This is a genomic window from Arthrobacter sp. ok909 (assembly GCF_900104405.1).
Taxonomy (GTDB): domain Bacteria; phylum Actinomycetota; class Actinomycetes; order Actinomycetales; family Micrococcaceae; genus Arthrobacter; species Arthrobacter humicola.
Map to the genome: position 1 here is coordinate 1 of NZ_FNJS01000005.1, position 18,397 is coordinate 18,397.

Genomic DNA, 18,397 nt, shown 5'->3' on the forward strand with positions numbered 1-18,397 from the left:
AGTCCGGACTGGTTGCGCAGGCGCTTGCCCCACCCGGATTGCCCGGGCAGGTTCGGGAACATGCCGGCCAGGTGCTTGTGAGCGTAGCGGATCCATTTGCGTTCCGAAGGGATGCCCAGCAGATGCTGCGCCGCGGCCAGGCAGAGCAGTTCCGCGTCGCTCAAGGCTGGTTTTCGGCCCCGGATCCGGGCGCGGGACCAGCCCAGGCCCGGCAGGACATGATCATCCAAATCGACGTAAAGTGTGGTCAGGAGGGTGTTTAGATCTGTCTTCACAAACAGGGTTTAACACCCTCCACCTTCAATTAACAGCGTCCACGCGGCGCACGCCCAATTCGGACTCACTCATCTAGGAGCTGGCGGGGAAGCATCGCCTTCAGTGCGACCAGTCCGGAGCAACCGGCCCCCAGCGAAGCGGGCCTTTCTCCCCTTGGCACAGCCGCTGGCGCAGGAATCCAATGGACGTAAGCCCCGTTCGTCTGCAGGAGGCATCCCATGAACGTTCCGGTCATTTTGGCGCTCGGCGCGATTGTTGTGGTCGCCGTCGTGATGGGTGTTGTGTTTGCACGTGAAAAGGATCCACAGCGGCGCGCCACGGCACTGACACGGACCGGGGCGGCCGTCATGGCCGTGTTCACGGTCCTCGCGGGAATCTTCATCGGTGGCGACGCCATGCAGGATCCCGGCGGAACGGCGGGAACGCTGATAACGCTCGCCTGGGCGGTGCCAATGCTCATCCTCGCGGCAGCGGCGTGGTTCTGGCCGGCGGTGACCTCTCCCCTGCTGCTCGCCCTGTCCTCCGCCTTCATCGCGGCCTGCATCTGGCTCGCCTTCGACCCGGCGGCCCTGCGCAGCTTCCTCAGTGACAACGGACCTGTCATAGCCGTCAGCGTCGTCGCGCTGGCATTCCCGGCCGCCGTCCTCGGCCTGAAACGCACCGCGCTGGCCGGCTGGCTGCTCGTAGCCCTGGGCGTGCTGCCGCTCCTGATCACGCTCATCGCACGGTCCGGGCCGCTGGCATCGCTCACCGCGGCCAGCGTGGTCCCCCTGATCACGGGAATCAGCTACCTTGCCGCGGTCCGGATGACGCACGGAAGCTCGACGTCAGAGCGTCCCCAGGCAGCTGCCACCTAGCACCCGGCAAACCCCTGCCGCGTAACGCGAATCGGGCCCGGAACGAACGGCAGGTAGCATCGGGGACATGAGCGCCGACGACGACGACATCACCGAAGAACTGCTGGCCGACGCCGGGAAACTCACCGGGCTGAGCCTGGAGCTGCTCGGACTCGATCCGCACCCGGACGACATGACGGCCGAACAGCGGCTCCAGTTCGATCCCGAAGACCTGGAGGAAATGGCCGCCGTCCCGCCGGAGGACCGTCAGAAAGCCGTGCGCCAGACCCGCCTGCTGGCCGGACTCCTGTGGAATTCGTCGAGCATCCTCATTGACCAGCTGTTCCGCGATCTCGGAACGCTCGGCACCCTGGACGTTGTCACGCCGGCCGATATCGCCGGGACCTCGGTCCTGTCCTCGCTGCCGGCGCAGTTCGCGGGCAGCTACGACGCGAAGTTCACCCAGAAATTCATCGTCGTCGCCGCGGATGTCACCGCATCCCTGGTCCGGGGCTGGACCGCGCCGGGCTGCCTCGCCGCCGAGCTCGCCGTCCGCTGCCTCCTCGACCAGGCTGAAATCACCGAGGACATCTACGAACTGGACCTTCCGGAGGACTGGCGGGCCGCCGTCGAGGAAGTTCTCCTGGAGGACGCGGACAGCGACGCGCTCTACCCCGACGACGACGCCGACAGCCAGGACCGTGCCGACGCCGGTAGTCTTGCATTCGATCGGTGGTTCAGGCCCTTCGCGCCCGGCGACGCGGTTCCGCCCTACGCCCGCTCCTGAGCACTACGCTTTAACAAAGTCCTACTTCTGACTGCCCAGCTTGGCCAGCCACGCCAGGTAGTCCTCCGTGAAGCGCTGGACGCCGTCCCACTCCGTGTAGACGTAGTCACGGGTGGTGTCCGTGTCCGGGGAGCCCTTGTCGCTGGCGATCTTCTTCATCATGTGCTTCTTGATGAACCCGTAGTGGCTGTAGAGCAGCGCGCCGGCGAACAATCCGACGTGCGAGGGCCGCCAGCCCGTGTCCTCCTCGAACGTCGCCACGTAGCTCTCCGCATTCTCCTCGTCCCCGTGGGCGGCCAGGCTCACCGAAACCAGGGCGGAGGGCAACCGTTCGAGCTCGGCGCGGTTCTTCTTGACGAAGTCCTTGACGTGCCCCTCGTGCTTGCCCATGTGAACCGAAGCCGCCACGATCACGCCGTCGTAGCCGCCCGGAAGGGCGTCACCGGAATGTTTGAGGTCCGCCGTCTCTGCCCGGTGCCCGTGCGCCCGGATCAGTTCGGCCATGTAATCGGCGATCTGTGCTGTCTGTCCTTCAACGGTCCCGTACGGGATATAGATGTTGGCCATGTTCCATGGTGTCAGCGCCGGGCCGCGTCGCGACACGGCCGAAGGTCCCCCGGGGCCTGGCGCACACGCACTCTTGGCGACGGCGCTCCTGACGCCACAACCCTTGAGGCCAGAACCCTTGACGGCAGCGGCCCGCCGACGTGTGATGGACGAAGGCACGGTCCGGTTCGGATTCGACCGGCCGGTCCAGAAGCATGACCCCACGACGAAAGGACAGGACGTGTCCCTGCTCGACTCCGCCCTCTGGGAGGGCAAGATCCACCTCAACGGCTGGCGGCCAGGCCGTGGCGGGATCGGCGACGCCGTCGAACCCGCAACCGGCGAGACGCTGGGCCACTATGGCGTGGCCTCAGTGGAGGATGTCCGCGAAGCCGCTGCCGTCGCCGCGACAGCGCAGAAGGACTGGGCCGCCCGGAACCCGGAGGACCGCGCCGCGGTGCTGCGCCGCGCGGGACAGCTCTGGGAGGAACACGCCGCGGAAATCGGGGACTGGATCGTCCGCGAATCGGGGGGCATCCCGCCCAAGGCCGGGCTGGAAACCCACATCGCGGCCAACGAATGCTACGACGCCTCGGCGCTGCCCTCGCTCCCGGCCGGCGACGTGCTGACCTCGAACGAGAACCGCTGGTCCTTCGCCCGGCGACGCCCGGTCGGTGTCGTCTCGGTGATCGCGCCGTTCAACTTCCCGCTCATCCTCTCGATCCGTGCCGTCGCCCCGGCCTTGGCCCTCGGCAACGCCGTGCTGCTCAAGCCTGACCCGCGCACGACGGTCTGCGGCGGCGTCACCCTGGTCCGGGTGTTCGAGGAAGCCGGCCTTCCGCCCGGCCTGCTGTCGCTGCTGCCGGGCGGTGCCGAGATCGGCGCGGCCGTGGTCGAGGCGCCCGAGGTCCGCGTCATCGCCTTCACGGGGTCGACGGCGGCAGGACGCAAGGTGGGCGAAGCCGCCGGCCGGCTGCTCAAGCGCGCCCATCTGGAACTCGGCGGGAACAACGCGATGATCGTGCTGCCCGGCGTCGACCTCCCCAAGGCGGTCTCAGCCGCTGCGTTTGGCTCCTTCATGCACCAGGGCCAGATCTGCATGGCGTCCGGCCGGCACATCGTGCACGAGGACATCTATGAGGACTACGTCAGCGCCCTTGCCGAGAAGGCCAGCCATTTGCCGGTGGGCGATCCTAAGAGCGGAACGGTGGCGCTGGGCCCGGTGATCGATGAGAAGCAGCTTCACCGCGTGGACACGATCGTCCAGGATGCGGTGCAGGGCGGCGCGCGGCTGGCCGCCGGCGGCAGCCACGACGGCCGCTTCTACCGGCCCACCGTGCTCGCGGACCTCGATCTCGCCAGCCCGGCGTGGAAGGACGAAATCTTCGGCCCCGTGGCGCCGGTGATGAAGTTCTCCACCCTGGACGAGGCCGTGGCCCTGGCCAACGACAACGAATACGGGCTCTCCATCGGGATTCTCGGCGACGTCGGCATGGCCATGACGATCGCCGACCGACTCGACTCCGGCAAGGTCCACATCAACGAACAGACCGTATCCGACGAGGCCAACTCGCCCTTCGGCGGGGTCAAGAATTCGGGCAACGGCTCGCGGATCGGCGGGCATCACGCCAACATGGAGTCCTTCACGGAAATCCAGTGGCTGACCGTTCGGCCGGATATCGCACCGTACCCCTTCTAAAGGAGAAAGATTCAGTGCTCCGCGGCGAGGTGCGTGGCGGGGTCGAACGGCTCGAACACTGACGAGCCGATCATGAAGATGCCCCGCTGCGGGATCCAGAAGTCCCCGAGCCTGTCCTGGACGGGCAGTGCTGAAGCCTGCCCCAGATTATGCCCCTGTAGGTGCGCTTCGCTCTCGCGGACAAACCACATCTGCCGCGGGCGCGCCCCGAACGTCTGGCCGTTAGGCACCTTGCCCGTCAGCCCGATGTGCCCAACCCCGAGCACCGGGCCGGCGACAGCCCCCATGGCGCGCAGGAACGTCCGGTTGCGCCACAGTTGCTCCGGGACCGACCCGGCCACCGCCGACATGAGCCGGGTGATGGGCGTTGCAGCCAGTGTCACGTCCCAGCGCAGGTCCACCTCGTCTCCGACTTCCACGCAGAAAGAGTAGTCGTCACGCCACCGGATGGAGATCCCGCCCGTCGACGCCGATCCGAGGGCGCTGCCGAAGTAGCGGGGGCATGAGGACCCGGGGTTGGTGGTGCTGTGCATCGTGCAGACACCGGCAGGATCGCGGATCCAGACCGAGTTGTAGCCCGGGCCGACGGAGGAGGCAGGAAAATGCCGCAGGGCCAGGATGTAGCCGGAGCTGAAAGGAACGCCCATCACGCCGTAGCCGGCAAACCGTTCTTCAGGGCCGGAGGGCAGCCCGGGGTTCTGTTCCGCGGACTCAACAACGGTGCGAGGACTTTGCATGGCTACGGCCTCCGTTTTGCTACATGTGAACGTGGAGCCGGCGCGCCGCTTCGGAGATGGAGCCGCTCAGCGACGGGTACACGGTGAAGGTGCTGGCGACGTCGTCGACGTGCAGTTTCTGGGTGACCGCAAGGGAGATCGCGAAGATGAGCTCCGAGGCGTTCGGGCCTACGACGACCCCGCCGATCACGGTGCCGGACCCCTTGCGGGCGAAGATCTTGACGAAGCCGTCGCGGTGGTTGCGCATCTTGGCGCGGGCGTTGCTGCGCAGGGACAGCTTGACGACGTCGGCCTGGTACTTGCCGGAGTCGATCTCGGCCTCGGAGACGCCCACGTTCGCGATCTCGGGCGAGGTGAAAATGTTGGACGCCACCTGGTGCAGCTTGAGCGGCATGACGCTGTCGCCCAGGAAGTGCGCGATCGCGATGCGTCCCTGCATGGCGGCCACGGACGCCAGCGCGAGGACGCCGGTGCAGTCACCGGCGGCGTAGATGTTCGGCGCCGTGGTGCGCGAGACGCCGTCGACCTTGATGTGGCCGCTCTCGGTGAGCGCGACGCCGGCTTCCTCCAGGCCGATGCCGGCCGTGTTCGGGATGGAGCCGACGCAGACGAGGCAATGGCTGCCGGTCACCTTCGAACCGTCGCCGAGAGTGACCACGACGCCGTCGTCCGTGCGTTCGACGGTCTCGGCGCGGGCGCGGGAGAGCACCTTGAGGCCGCGGCGTTCGAAGACGCCCTCAAGTACCTCGGCGGCGTCGGTATCCGAGCCCGGCAGCACCCGGTCGCGGCTGGAAATCAGGGTGACCTTGGAGCCCAGCCCGTTGTAGGCCGAGGCAAACTCCGCGCCCGTCACACCCGAACCCACCACGATGAGTTCTTCGGGGAGTTCGTCCATGTTGTAGATCTGGGCCCAGTTCAGGATGCGCTCACCGTCCGGACGGGCGGTGGGCAGCTCGCGCGGGTGGGCTCCGACCGCGAGCAGGATGGTGTCGGCTTCCACTGTTTCGGTGCCGTCGGCGGTCAGGACCTCGATGGTGTGGTTGTCCAGCAGCCGGCCGGAACCGATCAGGATGCGGACGTTCTGGTGTTCCAGCCCGGACTGGATGTCCTCCGACTGCTTCCGGGCCAGCCGCAGCAGGCGGTCGTTGATGTGCTTGAGGTCAGCGCGCATCGTCGGGCTGCAGTCGCCGCCGTCGAGGTCGAACTTAACGCCGAGCTCGCCGGCCTCGCCGACGCGGGTCATCAGGTCCGCCGTCGCAATGAGGGTCTTGGAAGGAACGACGTCGGTCAGCACCGCGGATCCGCCGAGTCCCGCACGTTCGATGATGGTGACCTGCGCCCCCAGCGAGGCGGCGACCATGGCGGCTTCGTAGCCGCCAGGCCCTCCGCCGAGAATTGCAATACGGGGTGAGCTGAAGTCAGGATGCGTAGTCACAATCAACCATTGTCCACCATCCGAACCGGAGCCACCAAGAATCCGGAGCGCCGCGGGTGCGGCCGCCCGCTATGGCGCCCGGGCGGCGCGGGTGCTGGGCAGCGGGCCCGGCACGCGATAGCTTGTACCAGTGAGCTATACAGAATTCCTGAACGCGGACCCTTTCGACGCCGCGCGAGACGCCGCCGCCTACATCGCCGAAGAGACGGGTGTCGATTCCCATGACGTCGCGCTGGTCCTCGGATCGGGCTGGGGCGACGCCGCCGAACTGATCGGCGAGACCACCGCCACCCTGTCGGCCAGCGAAATCCCGGGTTTCACCGCACCGTCGGTGGAGGGGCACGTGGGCACCATCCGCTCGGTGCTGACCAAGGAGGGCAAGCGGGCGCTTGTCCTGGGCGCGCGGACGCACTACTACGAGGGCAAGGGCGTCCGCTCCGTGGTTCACGGCGTGCGCACCGCGGCGGCCACCGGCTGCAAGACCCTGGTGCTCACCAACGGCTGCGGCGGCCTGAACGAGGACTGGGCGCCCGGCACGCCCGTGCTGATCAGCGACCACATCAACCTCACCGCCACCTCACCGCTGGAAGGCGCCACGTTCGTGGACCTGACGGACCTGTACTCGTCCCGGATCCGCGGCCTGGCCCGCGAGGTTGACCCCTCGCTGGAGGAGGGCGTGTACGCACAGTTCACGGGACCGCACTACGAAACCCCCGCCGAGGTGCAGTACGCCAAGCGGATCGGCGCGTCCCTGGTCGGCATGTCCACGGCGCTTGAGGCCATTGCCGGCCGTCACGCGGGCATGGAGGTCTTCGGGATCTCGCTCGTGACCAACCTCGCCGCCGGGATCAGCCCCGCGCCCCTGAGCCACGAGGAAGTCCTTGAGGCCGGCCAGGCCGCCGGACCGCGCATTTCGAAGCTGCTCGCGGAGATCATCGCCAAACTCTGACCAGTGTGTTGGGTGCCCGGTTCCGGTGGCGGACCGTGCCTCTCCACTGTCCCGCACCGCCTGCCGCGGCTACCCCGCCGCCAGATAGTCCAGGACCTTCACCTTGTCCGCCGGGAACCGGCGCTCCATCGAGTCCGCTATCCCGGCGATACTCTGCCGCGCCAGCGCCTGCCGCCAGGCGAGTTCGGCCTGGCGCATGGTCTGGGAAATGAGGCACGTCCGCGCGAAGTTCTCCTGCAGGACCGGCTCCGGGACGTTCCCCAGGATCGCTTCACACCGGAAAGCCGGCTCGGCGCCCTCCAGGGCCAGGACGATGTCCAGCACGGTGATGTTTTCCGGTCGGCGTGCCAGCAGGAATCCGCCGCGGGGGCCGGAGACCGAATCCAGCACCCCGGCCCGGACCAGCGACTGGAACTGTTTATTCAGGTAGGCGGCGGGGAGCTTATAGAACTCGGCGAGGCGTGCACTGTTCACGGGCTCGCCCGGCGGTGTCCATGCCATGTTGACGCAACTGTGCACCGCCCACTCCACTCCACGGCCCATCTTCATATTCCAGACGTTACGTGTCCGGAAATTTGGGTGTCAAGGGCCATTGCAGGCGCGCCCGGGCCGGCCGGACCCGGCCGTCCCCGCCTGCTCTCCGCGCCGGGCGTGATGCAACTGAAACCCCAACTCCCGATTGTCAGGGGAGGAAACGCACACGATTGGCGATAGTTTGGTTCCTATGACGTCTTCTGATGCCGAACTCGCCCGACTCCTGAGCGACGCCCGCGACTGGGCCGACCAGGACCCGGACCCCGCCACTGCCGCCGCCCTGACTGAGCTGGTCCGCCTCGCCGATGAAGGCGTCGCGGCGGCCCGCCAGGAACTGGCCGACAGTTTCAGCGGCACCTTGCAGTTTGGCACCGCCGGCCTCCGGGCGGCCCTTGGCCCCGGCCCGAACCGGATGAACCGGGTGGTAGTGCGCCGCGCCGCGGCGGGCTTCACGGCCTTCCTCACCAGCGCCGTCGGGCAGGCCTCTCCCGGCACCCGGCCGCGCGCCGTCGTCGGCTTCGACGCCCGCTACAACTCGGATATCTTCGCCGAAGAGACCGCGGCGATCCTCACCGCGGCCGGAGTCGACACCTTCCTCATGCCGGCCGCCCTGCCCACCCCGCTGCTCGCCTACGCGGTGCGGGCGCTGGACTGCGACGGCGGCGTCATGGTCACCGCCAGCCACAACCCGCCGCAGGACAACGGGTACAAGGTGTATCTTGGCCGTCACGCGGTCGGGGACAGCGGCCGCGGCGCTCAGATCGTGGCGCCCTACGATGCCCTGATTGCGGCGAAGATCGACGCCGTCGGCGCCCTGGATTCCATCGCCCTGGCCGCGGACGGCTGGACCGTGCTGCAGCCCTCCATAGCCGCCGACTACGAGGCCGCCGTCGCGGCCCTTGCGGCCCCGGAGCACTTCCCGGCCCGCGGTCTGAAGATCGTCCTGACCCCCATGCACGGCGTGGGCGGGGAAACGGCGGTGGCCGTGCTGAACGCCGCCGGCTTCACCGACGTCACGCTCGTCACGGAACAGGCGCGGCCGGACCCGGACTTCCCCACGGTGAACTTCCCCAACCCGGAAGAGCCCGGAGCCCTTGACCTGGCTTTGGAGACGGCGGCGCGCGTGGACGCGGACATCGTGATCGCCAACGACCCCGACGCCGACCGGGCGGCTGTGGCAGCGAAGGACCCAGCCACCGGCGCGTGGCGCATGTTGCGCGGCGATGAGGTCGGCGCCCTGCTGGGGGCCCATGTCGTGGCGCGGCAAGCCGCCGCCGGCATCGCACCGGCCGGGGTGTTCGCCAACTCGATCGTGTCCTCCCGGCTGCTGGCACGGATCGCGGCAGCGGCAGGCTACGCCCACGAGGAAACCCTGACCGGCTTCAAGTGGATCGCCCGCGTCCCCGGGCTGGTCTACGGCTACGAGGAAGCCCTGGGCTACTGCGTTGCCCCGTCGCTGGTGCGCGACAAGGACGGAATTTCGGCCGCCGTGCTGATCGCCGAACTCGCGGCGGCGGCAAAGGCCGGGGGCAAGACCATCTTCGATACCCTGGACGAGCTTTATCTGGTGCACGGGCTCCACGCGAGCGACCAGCTGAGCATCCGCGTGGCGGACCTTGGCCTGCTGGACGCCATGATGAACCGGCTGCGCGTCAGCCCGCCGGAATCGTTCGGCGGCTCAGGCGTCGAGTCCGTCACGGACCTGGCCTCGGGCAGCGAGCACCTGCCGCCCACCGAGGGCCTGCTGTACCTGACAAAGGACCTCAGCCGCGTCATCATCCGGCCCAGCGGCACGGAACCGAAGCTCAAGTGCTACCTCGAAGTCATCCGCAGCGTCGGCGCAGCCGCCGAACTGCCGGCGGCGCGGAACGAGGCCCGCGCCGCGCTGGACGGCGTCCTGGCGGACGTCCGCGAGGCGCTGGGCCTCTAGAGCTCTGGCCCTCTAGAGCTCAACCTCAATGTACCCGCCCACAATCCGGGTACCGAAGGTTGCGATGCGCAGTTCCGGGCTGCCGAGGCACTCGCCGGTAGCGAGGTCGTAGACCTCCTTGTGCAACGGCGAAGCCACCGTCGGGCGGTCCCCGCGTGAGCCCGTGATGCCGCGTGCCATGACATTCGCCCCGGTGGCCGGATCCTCGTTGGCGACGGCGAAAACCTCACCGGACACGGTCCGGAACATTGCAACCTGGCGCCCCGAAATCAAGGCGGCCTCGCCCCACGCGGGTTCCAGGTCCGCCACGGCGCATACCCGTTGCCAGCCGGCCACGGACACAACATCCTGCTCTTCGGTCTGACCCTCAAGGTCGTGTAGTGCGGTTTCAAGTACGGCGGTCATCCCGGCCCCTCTCTGATACATCCCTTACGGGCTCAACCGCTGCTGCGGCCATATATACAAGCTAGGCCCGCGGTGTTTCATCCGGGCGCGCCCGATGTGTCCAACGCGTAAAAGAGAGCTCACCCGGCCGGAAATCCATTCGTGATGCAGAAGTTAAGATCACGAAACATAAGGGAAACTGAAGCGAAATTCCCCTTGCCTAGTCTGGAACGACAAGCTGCAGAGCACCGTCTGCGGCTCATGCGAAAGGCCCACCGTGACCGGACACCCCTCAAGCCACCCGAACCAGGGCGCTGCCAGCGCCGCCCCGCGCCGTATTGTGGTGGCCGGCGGCGGCCCCGCGGCGCACCGTTTCGCCGATGCCATGCACGCCCGCGGACTCGACGGCTGGCACGTAACAGTCCTCACCGAGGAAGCCCACCTCCCCTACGACCGCGTCGCACTGAGCAAGGCACTCACGGACAGCGACGTCGACCTCACCCTGGGCAGCGCGTCCATGTGGGACCACGCGGCCCTCAACCTCAAGACCGGCGAGCGCGTCATCAGCATTGACGCCGCCGGCAAGACGGTCACCACCGCGGCGGGAACCGTCTACCCCTATGACGAGCTCGTCGTCGCGACGGGCTCGGACGCGGCCCGCCTGCCCATCCCGGGCGCCGACCTCACCCACGTGTACCGCACCCTCGAGGACGTCTGGTCCATCAACAAGGCGATCGCGGACCTCACCGAGAAGCTCGGGCGCAAGGTCAACGCGGTCACCATCGGCGGCGGCCTGCTGGGCCTCGAATCGGCGGCCGGCACCGAACAGCTCGGCGCCACGCCGATCGTCATCAACGGCTCCCCGTGGCTCATGAACACCCAGCTGGACGAGGGCGCCGGGCAGGCGCTCGGCCGGCTCATCGAGGCCAAGGGCTTCACCGTCCACGGCGGCGTGTTCCCCTCCGAAGTCCTCTCCGACGACGACGGCCAGGTCACCGGCGTCCTCATGGCCGACGGCCGGATCATCGACGCCGACATCGTGATCGTCGCGATCGGCGTGCGGCCCCGCGACGAGCTGTTCCGCGCCGCGGAGGGCGAAGCGCAGCAGTTCCAGCTCGGCCAGCGCGGCGGCGTCGTCATCTCCGACGACTGCTCCACGGAAGTTCCCGGCATCTGGGCGATCGGCGAGGTCGCCAACTTCGGCGGCATGTGCCTGGGCCTCGTGGCCCCGGCCAACACCATGGCCGAAATCGTCGCGGACCGGCTGCACGGCGGCGACGCAACCTTCCCCGGCTTCGACACAGCCACCAAGCTCAAGCTCTCCGGCGTCGACGTGGCGAGCTTCGGCGACGCCTTCGCCCGCACGGAGCACGCCCTCGAAATCGTCTATGCCGACCCGGCCCGCGGCGTCTACCAGAAGATCGTCACGACGGACGACGCCAAGACACTGCTCGGCGGCATCTTCGTCGGGGACGCCGCCCCTTACACGTCCCTGCGCCCCATGCTGGGACGCGAGCTGTCCGCCGAGCCCGGCGCCTACCTCACCGCGGCCGGCGGGGGCGAGGCCCCGGAGACCGAGCTGCCGGACGACGCCATTCTGTGTTCCTGCAACAACGTGACGGCCGGAACCATCCGGGACACCGTCAACGGCTGCGGTGCCTGCGACGGTAACGCACCCGTCCAGGAACTCGGCGAGCTGAAGGGCTGCACTCGCGCCGGGACGAGCTGCGGTTCCTGCGTGCCGATGCTCAAGAAGCTGCTGGAAAGCGAACTCACGAAGTCCGGCGTCGAGGTCTCGAAGGCGCTGTGCGAGCACATCGAGCTGTCCCGCCAGGAACTCTTCGACGCCATCCGCGTCCTGGAACTGACCTCCTTCGAGGAGATCATGGCCAAGTACGGCACCGGCGCGGGCTGCGACATCTGCAAGCCGACCATCGCCAACATCCTGGCCAGCCAGAACAGCGCCTACGTCCTGGACGCGGGCCGGGGCACCCTGCAGGACACCAACGACCGCGCCCTGGCCAATATGCAGAAGGATGGCACGTACTCGGTGGTCCCCCGCATCGCCGGCGGCGAGATCACCCCGAAGAAGCTCGGCGTGATCGCCGCCGTCGCCGACAAATACGGCCTCTACACCAAGATCACCGGCGGCCAGCGGATCGACATGTTCGGCGCCCGGCTGGAGCAGCTCCCGGAAATCTGGAAGGAACTGGTGGACGCCGGCTTCGAATCCGGCCAGGCCTACGGCAAGAGCCTGCGCACCGTGAAGTCGTGTGTCGGCTCCACCTGGTGCCGCTTCGGGGTCCAGGACTCGGTGGCCATGGCCATCCAGCTTGAACTGCGTTACCGGGGCCTCCGCAGCCCGCACAAGCTGAAGATGGGTGTCTCCGGCTGCGCCCGCGAATGTGCCGAGGCCCGCGGCAAGGATGTCGGCGTCATCGCGACCGCGGATGGCTGGAATTTGTATGTCGGCGGCAACGGCGGCGCCACGCCGGCACACGCCCAGCTGCTCGCCAAGGACCTCGATGACGAAACCCTGATCAAGTACATCGACCGCTACTTCATGTACTACATCCGCACCGCCGACCGCCTGCAGCGCACCGCGCGCTGGCAGGAAGAGCTCGACGGCGGTATCAAGCACGTGGAGGACGTGGTGGTGCACGACACCCTGGGCATCGCCGAAGACCTCGAGGCCGCCATGGCCAAGCACGTTGACACCTACGTCGACGAATGGGCCGACACCCTGAAGGACCCCGAGCGCCTGCGCCGCTTCCGCTCCTTCGTCAACGCCCCCGACCAGAAGGACGATTCCATCACCTTCGTCCCCGACGAGCGCGGCCAGATGCGCCCCGCCACGGCAGAGGAGAAGGCGCAAGCCGAACAGCGACCAGTGCTGATCGGCGCGTCCATTCCGGTCCGTGCCACCACCCCGGGACAGCTTGATGAGAACGAGGTATAGCCATGCAGCTCAGCATTGATCTCACCGGACGCGAAGTCCTCGTCACCGGCTCCGAGCAGGCCGCGCGCCAGGCCGTGCGGCGCTATGAGGCCGCCGGCGCCGTCGTGTACCGCCTCAGCACCCCGCAGGGTGCCGGCTACGACGGTCCGCTGCCCGAGCGCCCGTTCCTGGTGGCAGCGGTCGACGACGGCCAGCCCGGCTGGGAGACCCTCCTGGACCGCTGCCGTGCCGCGGGCATTCCGGTCGCGGCCGAGCCGGCTGCCGGCCCGGCGGGACACGTCACGCTGGTGGGCGGCGGCCCCGGAACCCCCGAACTGCTGACCGTCGCCGCCGTGGCGGCGCTGCGCGATGCCGACGTCGTGTTCTACGACCGGCTCGCCCCCTACCAGGAGCTGCCGTCACTGACGTCCGCGGACCTCGTGGACGTGGGCAAGAAACCTGGCCATCACAAGGTCAGCCAGGCCGACATCGAAAAGCTCATGGTGGAAAGCGCGCTGGCCGGCAACAATGTGGTCCGACTCAAGGGCGGGGATCCCTATGTCTTCGGCCGCGGCGGCGAGGAAGTCGCCTCCTGCGTCGCTGCCGGTGTTCCGGTCCGCGTGGTCTCCGGGGTCACGAGCGCCATCTCGGTGCCGGCCGCCGCCGGCATCCCCGTCACTCACCGCGAAGTCAGCCACATGTTCACCGTGGTGTCGGGCCACGCCCCGCTGACCGAGAACGAGCTCACGCACCTCGCCGGGCTCGGCGGCACCATTGTGGTCCTGATGGGCATCGGCACCCTGCACCACCTCGCCGCCGGGCTCCGCCGGGCCGGAATGCGGTCCGACATGCCGATGGCCGTCGTCGAGCGCGGCTACCGCCCCGGCCAGCGCACCACGATCGCCGAGCTGGGCACCATCACCTCCGCGGCCTCCGGCTGCAGCAACCCGGCCGTCCTGGTGATCGGTGACGTCGTCCGGGTGGCCGAGGCCAACCGGGGCTGCGCCGAGGCCGCGGCAGAGCTCGACCGCCTGGCCGCCTCACTGATGGAAGCGTAGGGATTTTCATGACCGCACTGAACGCCATCGCCGAGGACGGGTCCGAGAAGGACCTTCCGCTGGACGGCTTCCGGATCGGCGTCACCTCGCACCGCCGCTCCCAGGACCTCATCGAGGCCCTGGAGCGCCGCGGTGCCGAGGTGCTCCACGCCCCGGCGCTGAAGATCGCCCCGGTCCGGGAGGACCAGAGCCTGGTCGAGGACACCCGGGCGATCATCGCCGCCCGGCCCGACCTCTGCATCGCCACCACCGCCTACGGCATGCGCCGCTGGTGCGAGGCGGCGGACACCTTCGGCATTGGCGAACAGCTGCTGGAAACCCTCTCCGCCACCCGCATGTTCGTCCGCGGACCCAAGGCGCGCGGCGCCGTCCGTGCGGCCGGGCTCGCCGACGTCGGGATCAGCAGCGACGAAACCACGTCCACACTGGTGGACATGCTCCTTGCCGAGGGCGTGCGGGGCAAAACCGTCGCGGTACAGCTGCACGGCTACACCGACGTCCGCCAGCTCGAGCGCCTCCGCATGTCCGGCGCCACCGTCCTGACGGTCACCCCGTACCGCTGGGTCAAACCCGACGGCGCCGACCGCCTGCCGAAGCTCATCGAGGCCGCGTGCAGCGGCAACCTGGATGTCCTGACCTTTACGAGCGCCCCCGCCGTGGATGCGATGTGGAGCACGGCGCACGAGATGGGCGTCTACAAGCAGCTCGTGGAGAGCCTGAAGACCACTGTGGCAACCGCCGTCGTCGGTCCCATCACCGCGCAGCCGCTGATCGACGCTGGCCTGCAACCGCTGATCCCGGAACGGTTCCGGATGGGCGCCCTGATCCGGCTGGTGTGCGAGCACCTCGCCCTCAACCACGTCCGCCGGCTGGACACCGTCTCCGGCAGCGTGGAGCTGCGCGGCCGCTCGCTGCGGATCAACGGCGAACCTGTCGACATGGCGCCCGCGCCTTTGCTGCTGCTGCGCGCGCTGATCGGCGCCGGCGGGGCCGTGCTGTCCCGCGAAGCGCTCTCGGAGCTGCTGGAACTGCGCGGCTCCGTGCACGCCCTGGACATGACCGTCAGCAGGCTGCGGTCGGCGCTGCCGGACACCCGTCTGGTCGAAACCGTGGTGAAGCGCGGCTACCGGATCCGGGTCTAATGCTGGCGGCGAAAGCGTCTCTGCGGAGCGCTCGCCGCCGGGGTGTGACGCACGGCATTACCGGCCGGTAAATACTGGCGAACGGACAGGGCAGAAGAGGCAACACCCGGGAAACACCCCGGAAAAATCGGGCGCCTAGGCTGGGGTTCATCAAGCACACCGGCCACACGATGGCCACCCCAGCGAAAGGGCCAGCACATGTCCGCTCCGGCATTGTCTCCCACTTCCGGCACGTCTTCCTCGAAGGCAGCCGTTGTATCCACCGCCGCCTCTCAGACGACATCCAACACGGCCGCCCGGCCCAGGATCGTCATCGCCGGCGCCGGTCCGGCCGCCCTGGCCCTGGTCCGCCAGCTCACCCGGACCCCGTTTGCCGGTGCCATCACGGTGCTCAGCAACCGCGATGACGCGCCAGAGGAACTGCTGGAGCTCGCCGTCCTGCCGCAGGTGTCCGTCCGCTTGGGCCAGCCGGCCAGCTACATCGACGCCGGGAACCGCCTCGTGACCACCGCCGACGGCATGGAATTCAGCTACGACGAACTCGTCATCGCCACCGGGTCCGCCCCGGCCGAGGCACCCGTGGAAGGCGCCGCCCGGTGCCTGAGCTACTCCACGATCGACGACGCCGCCCGGCTGGGCGAGGCCGTCAAGGACGTCACCCGGGTCCTGGGCCGGCGCCCCCTGGGCATCCTGGTCGGCACTGGCTCCGCCGCCGGCCAGGCCGAGGCCGTGCTCCGGTCCCGCGGCGTCCGTCCCGTCCGCACCACTGTCCGGCCCGCCGCCGTCGTTCCCACCCTCGCCGGGTCGGTCCTGCCAGCATCCGGCATCGTGTTCGAGGACGGCTCCAGCATGAACGGTGACCTCGTGGTCCTGGCCGAGGAGCGCATCGCCCGGGACGAACTGGCCGCCACGGCAGGACTCGCCACCGCACCCGGTGGCGGAATTGTCATCGGCCAGGACTTCCGCACCTCCGTGCCCGGCGTCTGGGCAATCGGGGACGCCGCGGTTTACGACGGCGTCCGGCTGGGACTGCTCGTGGCGTCCGGCTCCGCCGCATCTGTGTGCGCCTCCCAGCTCCTGCAGGCCACCATGGGAAGCCCGCTCGCGGCGGCTGCCTGATCGTAAGGGACCGGCCCGGCGGGCACATCCGCCGGGCCGGTCCTATGGCAAGATGGTCACCTGATAAGCCGCGAGCCATGCGGCGCCGACAGGGCCCACAGGCCCACAAGGCCCGGGTAAAGGACCGCCGCGTCCCAGGCCCGCCAGGAAAGGGACCACCATGAGCTACGAACCCGCCGCCGAGGGCACGCCCGGCATTGCCTCCTACATCGACCACACCCTGCTCAAGCCGGAGGCCAGCGAGGCCGAGATCCTCAAGGTCTGCGCCGAGGCGGCCGAGTACCGTTTCAAGTCGGTCTGCGTGAACCCGGTGTGGGTCAAGACGGTGAAGACCGCGCTCAAGGGTTCCGGCGTGCTGACCTGCTCCGTGGTCGGTTTCCCGCTGGGCGCCACCCCGAGCGACGTCAAGGCGTTCGAGGCCCGCGGCGCCGTCCTGGACGGTGCCGAAGAAGTGGACATGGTCATCAACATCGCCGCGGCCCGCGCCAATGACAAGGGCGCGCTGGTGGATGACATCGCCGCAGTCGCGGAGGCCGTCCACGAGGGCGGCGCCATCCTGAAGGTCATCATCGAAACGGCGCTGCTGAGCGATGAGCAGAAGGTGCTCGCCTGCGAGGCTGCGGTTGCGGCCGGGGCGGACTTCGTGAAGACCTCCACCGGTTTCAACGGCGGCGGGGCCACGGCCGGGGACGTCGCCCTGATGCGCCGCACCGTGGGCCCGGACCTTGGCGTCAAGGCCTCCGGCGGCGTGCGATCCCTGGCTGATGCACAGGCTATGATTGCTGCAGGTGCAACACGTATTGGCGCCAGCTCCGGCATCGCGATCGTCACGGGTGAACAGGGTTCGTCCGCGTACTGATCCGCGCCGGCAGTGCCCACAGTTTTGAGCCCCCAGGGGCCGAGGAGGAACGAATGTCCAGCAACAACACCGAGTCCCGGCGGGTCGAGAACAGCCTCGGATCCAGCATCGCCTTGTTCGTGCCGATGATGGTCCTCTTCTTGGGGGCGATTTACTCGCTGACCTTCCTCACTCTGGACAACCCCTGGCCGATGGCCGTCTGCCTGGTCCTCTTCGCCCTGGCCTTCTGGATCCCGCAGACGCTGCTGGGCCGCTCGGATTCAGCGGGCGAAAACTAGGCCTTCCCGATCCTTGAATGACTGAAGCTCCGGATGTCCGGAGCTTCAGTCATTTAAGCTGCCTGCACCAGCGCGAACAGGCCTTTGACCAGTCCGGTGCCCAGCGCCAGGGCCGCGGGGAAGTGCGCCTTCGCCACGGCCAGTCCCGCACCGAACATCCCCACCATCGCGTAGCCGCTCACCGGGATCAGGACCAGCCATTCCCTTCGCGAGCCCGCCCGGCCCAGCAGCGGGATGGAGAACGCCCCGTTGGCTTTCCAGACGTTCTTGAGCAGCGGCAGTTTCCGCAGCACCTTCGGCGGCTTGATCACCAGCGGCCAGAGCAGCGGCACGCCCCCGGTGGTGATCATGTCCCCCACAATGTGCACCAGCACGCCGGTGAGCATCGAGACCGGCAGCCAGGTCCACTGGTGCGGCGCGAACCACGTCACCAGGCCCGCCATCAGCAGCGCGAAGACCCAGTTGCTGATCCAGCCGTACTTGGGAAAGAGCTTCAGGGCCTTCGCGGCGATGTTGATCATGAACATGCACAGCAGCCCGGCCCCGACGGACAGCAGCCCCCACCGGGTCTGCACCTGCAGCTGCCCGGCGATCGTGGCCAGCAGCACGAAGAACGCCGCGCCCAGTACCGAATGCGTGCCCTGCCGGTGGCCGCCGCTGACGTTCTCGATGCCGCGCGCCACCAGGTTGGACAGCGGCGGCAGGGCGTGCGCCACGGTGCTGGCACGGTGGTCCCAGTCGCAGACCAGCGCGGTCCCCGCCGTCGCCATGGCGCCGATCACGATCCCGGTGGGGTCCAGTGGGTACCAGCCCAGGGCGTAGGGGCCGGTCGAGGCAATAGCTACCCACGCCGCGGCTCCCGACGCGGCGTGGTGTCCTCCCATCATTCT

At 68.5% G+C, this 18,397-nt stretch carries 17 protein-coding genes and 1 pseudogene; 11 read left to right on the plus strand and 7 right to left on the minus strand.

Annotated features, from left to right (window positions below; all coding sequences use genetic code 11):
• Positions 1-275 (minus strand): annotated as a pseudogene (locus BLR03_RS05655) (IS982 family transposase); the annotation flags it as partial.
• A gap of 219 nt (positions 276-494) precedes the next feature.
• Here BLR03_RS05655 and BLR03_RS05660 point away from each other — a divergent pair.
• Entirely contained in the window at positions 495-1,133 is a 639-nt protein-coding gene (locus tag BLR03_RS05660; protein WP_091250624.1) for a hypothetical protein, read from the plus strand.
• Positions 1,134-1,200: 67 nt separating this feature from the next.
• Positions 1,201-1,899, plus strand: coding sequence for a hypothetical protein (locus tag BLR03_RS05665; RefSeq protein ID WP_091250626.1), 699 nt, complete (start codon positions 1,201-1,203; stop codon positions 1,897-1,899).
• Between the two features lie 21 nt (positions 1,900-1,920).
• Here BLR03_RS05665 and BLR03_RS05670 read toward each other — a convergent pair whose 3' ends face one another.
• Positions 1,921-2,466, minus strand: coding sequence for a flavodoxin domain-containing protein (locus tag BLR03_RS05670; protein ID WP_091250628.1), 546 nt, complete (start codon positions 2,464-2,466; stop codon positions 1,921-1,923).
• 220 nt (positions 2,467-2,686) lie between these two features.
• Here BLR03_RS05670 and BLR03_RS05675 point away from each other — a divergent pair, with 220 nt between their 5' ends.
• Complete coding sequence (locus tag BLR03_RS05675; protein ID WP_091250979.1) at positions 2,687-4,144, plus strand: benzaldehyde dehydrogenase; 1,458 nt, start codon at positions 2,687-2,689, stop codon at positions 4,142-4,144.
• A gap of 11 nt (positions 4,145-4,155) precedes the next feature.
• On the opposite strand, the gene BLR03_RS05680 is transcribed toward BLR03_RS05675, so the two are convergent.
• Positions 4,156-4,881, minus strand: coding sequence for a hypothetical protein (locus BLR03_RS05680; RefSeq protein WP_091250629.1), 726 nt, complete (start codon positions 4,879-4,881; stop codon positions 4,156-4,158).
• A 19-nt stretch (positions 4,882-4,900) separates the two neighbouring features.
• Positions 4,901-6,316 (minus strand): NAD(P)H-quinone dehydrogenase, encoded by a 1,416-nt coding sequence (locus tag BLR03_RS05685; protein WP_091250981.1) that lies wholly within the window; start codon positions 6,314-6,316, stop codon positions 4,901-4,903.
• A 130-nt stretch (positions 6,317-6,446) separates the two neighbouring features.
• On the opposite strand from BLR03_RS05685, the gene BLR03_RS05690 reads away from it, so the two are divergent.
• Complete coding sequence (locus BLR03_RS05690) at positions 6,447-7,265, plus strand: purine-nucleoside phosphorylase (protein WP_091250632.1); 819 nt, start codon at positions 6,447-6,449, stop codon at positions 7,263-7,265.
• A gap of 69 nt (positions 7,266-7,334) precedes the next feature.
• On the opposite strand, the gene BLR03_RS05695 is transcribed toward BLR03_RS05690, so the two are convergent.
• The gene (locus BLR03_RS05695) at positions 7,335-7,814 is read right to left on the minus strand and encodes an RrF2 family transcriptional regulator (protein WP_091250635.1); all 480 of its coding nucleotides are present in this window, start codon (positions 7,812-7,814) and stop codon (positions 7,335-7,337) included.
• A 175-nt stretch (positions 7,815-7,989) separates the two neighbouring features.
• Between BLR03_RS05695 and BLR03_RS05700 the strand changes: the two genes are divergently transcribed.
• Complete coding sequence (locus BLR03_RS05700; RefSeq protein ID WP_091250637.1) at positions 7,990-9,729, plus strand: phospho-sugar mutase; 1,740 nt, start codon at positions 7,990-7,992, stop codon at positions 9,727-9,729.
• A 12-nt stretch (positions 9,730-9,741) separates the two neighbouring features.
• Here the strand turns inward: BLR03_RS05700 and nirD are convergent, their stop codons facing one another.
• Entirely contained in the window at positions 9,742-10,134 is a 393-nt protein-coding gene (nirD, locus tag BLR03_RS05705; protein WP_091250640.1) for a nitrite reductase small subunit NirD, read from the minus strand.
• Positions 10,135-10,390: 256 nt separating this feature from the next.
• On the opposite strand from nirD, the gene nirB reads away from it, so the two are divergent.
• The 6 genes from nirB (at position 10,391) to BLR03_RS05735 (ending at position 17,507) form a co-directional block, all read left to right on the plus strand.
• A complete protein-coding gene (gene nirB, locus BLR03_RS05710) occupies positions 10,391-13,072 on the plus strand; it encodes a nitrite reductase large subunit NirB (RefSeq protein WP_091250643.1) in 2,682 nt (893 codons plus the stop codon).
• Positions 13,073-13,074: 2 nt separating this feature from the next.
• Complete coding sequence (gene cobA / locus BLR03_RS05715) at positions 13,075-14,109, plus strand: uroporphyrinogen-III C-methyltransferase (protein ID WP_091250645.1); 1,035 nt, start codon at positions 13,075-13,077, stop codon at positions 14,107-14,109.
• Between the two features lie 8 nt (positions 14,110-14,117).
• Positions 14,118-15,251, plus strand: a complete 1,134-nt coding sequence (locus BLR03_RS05720) for a uroporphyrinogen-III synthase (protein ID WP_091250647.1) — start codon at positions 14,118-14,120, stop codon at positions 15,249-15,251.
• 198 nt (positions 15,252-15,449) lie between these two features.
• Entirely contained in the window at positions 15,450-16,370 is a 921-nt protein-coding gene (locus BLR03_RS05725) for an FAD-dependent oxidoreductase (RefSeq protein WP_091250649.1), read from the plus strand.
• Positions 16,371-16,530: 160 nt separating this feature from the next.
• Positions 16,531-17,229 carry a deoxyribose-phosphate aldolase gene (deoC, locus tag BLR03_RS05730; RefSeq protein WP_091250651.1) on the plus strand — a complete coding sequence of 233 codons (699 nt, stop codon included), beginning with the start codon at positions 16,531-16,533 and terminating at the stop codon, positions 17,227-17,229.
• Positions 17,230-17,282: 53 nt separating this feature from the next.
• The gene (locus BLR03_RS05735) at positions 17,283-17,507 is read left to right on the plus strand and encodes a hypothetical protein (protein ID WP_091250653.1); all 225 of its coding nucleotides are present in this window, start codon (positions 17,283-17,285) and stop codon (positions 17,505-17,507) included.
• 53 nt (positions 17,508-17,560) lie between these two features.
• Here BLR03_RS05735 and BLR03_RS05740 read toward each other — a convergent pair whose 3' ends face one another.
• Positions 17,561-18,394 (minus strand): metal-dependent hydrolase, encoded by an 834-nt coding sequence (locus tag BLR03_RS05740; protein WP_175460420.1) that lies wholly within the window; start codon positions 18,392-18,394, stop codon positions 17,561-17,563.
• Between the last annotated feature and the right edge of the window lie 3 nt (positions 18,395-18,397).

Bases quoted from the DNA above. Each gene is read 5' to 3' on its own strand.
- BLR03_RS05660 (WP_091250624.1), top strand. From the start codon at position 495: ATGAACGTTCCGGTCATTTTGGCGCTCGGCGCGATTGTTGTGGTCGCC.
- BLR03_RS05665 (WP_091250626.1), top strand. From the start codon at position 1,201: ATGAGCGCCGACGACGACGACATCACCGAAGAACTGCTGGCCGACGCC.
- BLR03_RS05670 (WP_091250628.1), bottom strand. From the start codon at position 2,466: ATGGCCAACATCTATATCCCGTACGGGACCGTTGAAGGACAGACAGCA.
- BLR03_RS05680 (WP_091250629.1), bottom strand. From the start codon at position 4,881: ATGCAAAGTCCTCGCACCGTTGTTGAGTCCGCGGAACAGAACCCCGGG.
- BLR03_RS05695 (WP_091250635.1), bottom strand. From the start codon at position 7,814: ATGAAGATGGGCCGTGGAGTGGAGTGGGCGGTGCACAGTTGCGTCAAC.
- BLR03_RS05700 (WP_091250637.1), top strand. From the start codon at position 7,990: ATGACGTCTTCTGATGCCGAACTCGCCCGACTCCTGAGCGACGCCCGC.
- nirD (WP_091250640.1), bottom strand. From the start codon at position 10,134: ATGACCGCCGTACTTGAAACCGCACTACACGACCTTGAGGGTCAGACC.
- cobA (WP_091250645.1), top strand. From the start codon at position 13,075: ATGCAGCTCAGCATTGATCTCACCGGACGCGAAGTCCTCGTCACCGGC.
- BLR03_RS05720 (WP_091250647.1), top strand. From the start codon at position 14,118: ATGACCGCACTGAACGCCATCGCCGAGGACGGGTCCGAGAAGGACCTT.
- BLR03_RS05725 (WP_091250649.1), top strand. From the start codon at position 15,450: ATGTCCGCTCCGGCATTGTCTCCCACTTCCGGCACGTCTTCCTCGAAG.
- deoC (WP_091250651.1), top strand. From the start codon at position 16,531: ATGAGCTACGAACCCGCCGCCGAGGGCACGCCCGGCATTGCCTCCTAC.
- BLR03_RS05735 (WP_091250653.1), top strand. From the start codon at position 17,283: ATGTCCAGCAACAACACCGAGTCCCGGCGGGTCGAGAACAGCCTCGGA.
- BLR03_RS05740 (WP_175460420.1), bottom strand. From the start codon at position 18,394: ATGATGGGAGGACACCACGCCGCGTCGGGAGCCGCGGCGTGGGTAGCT.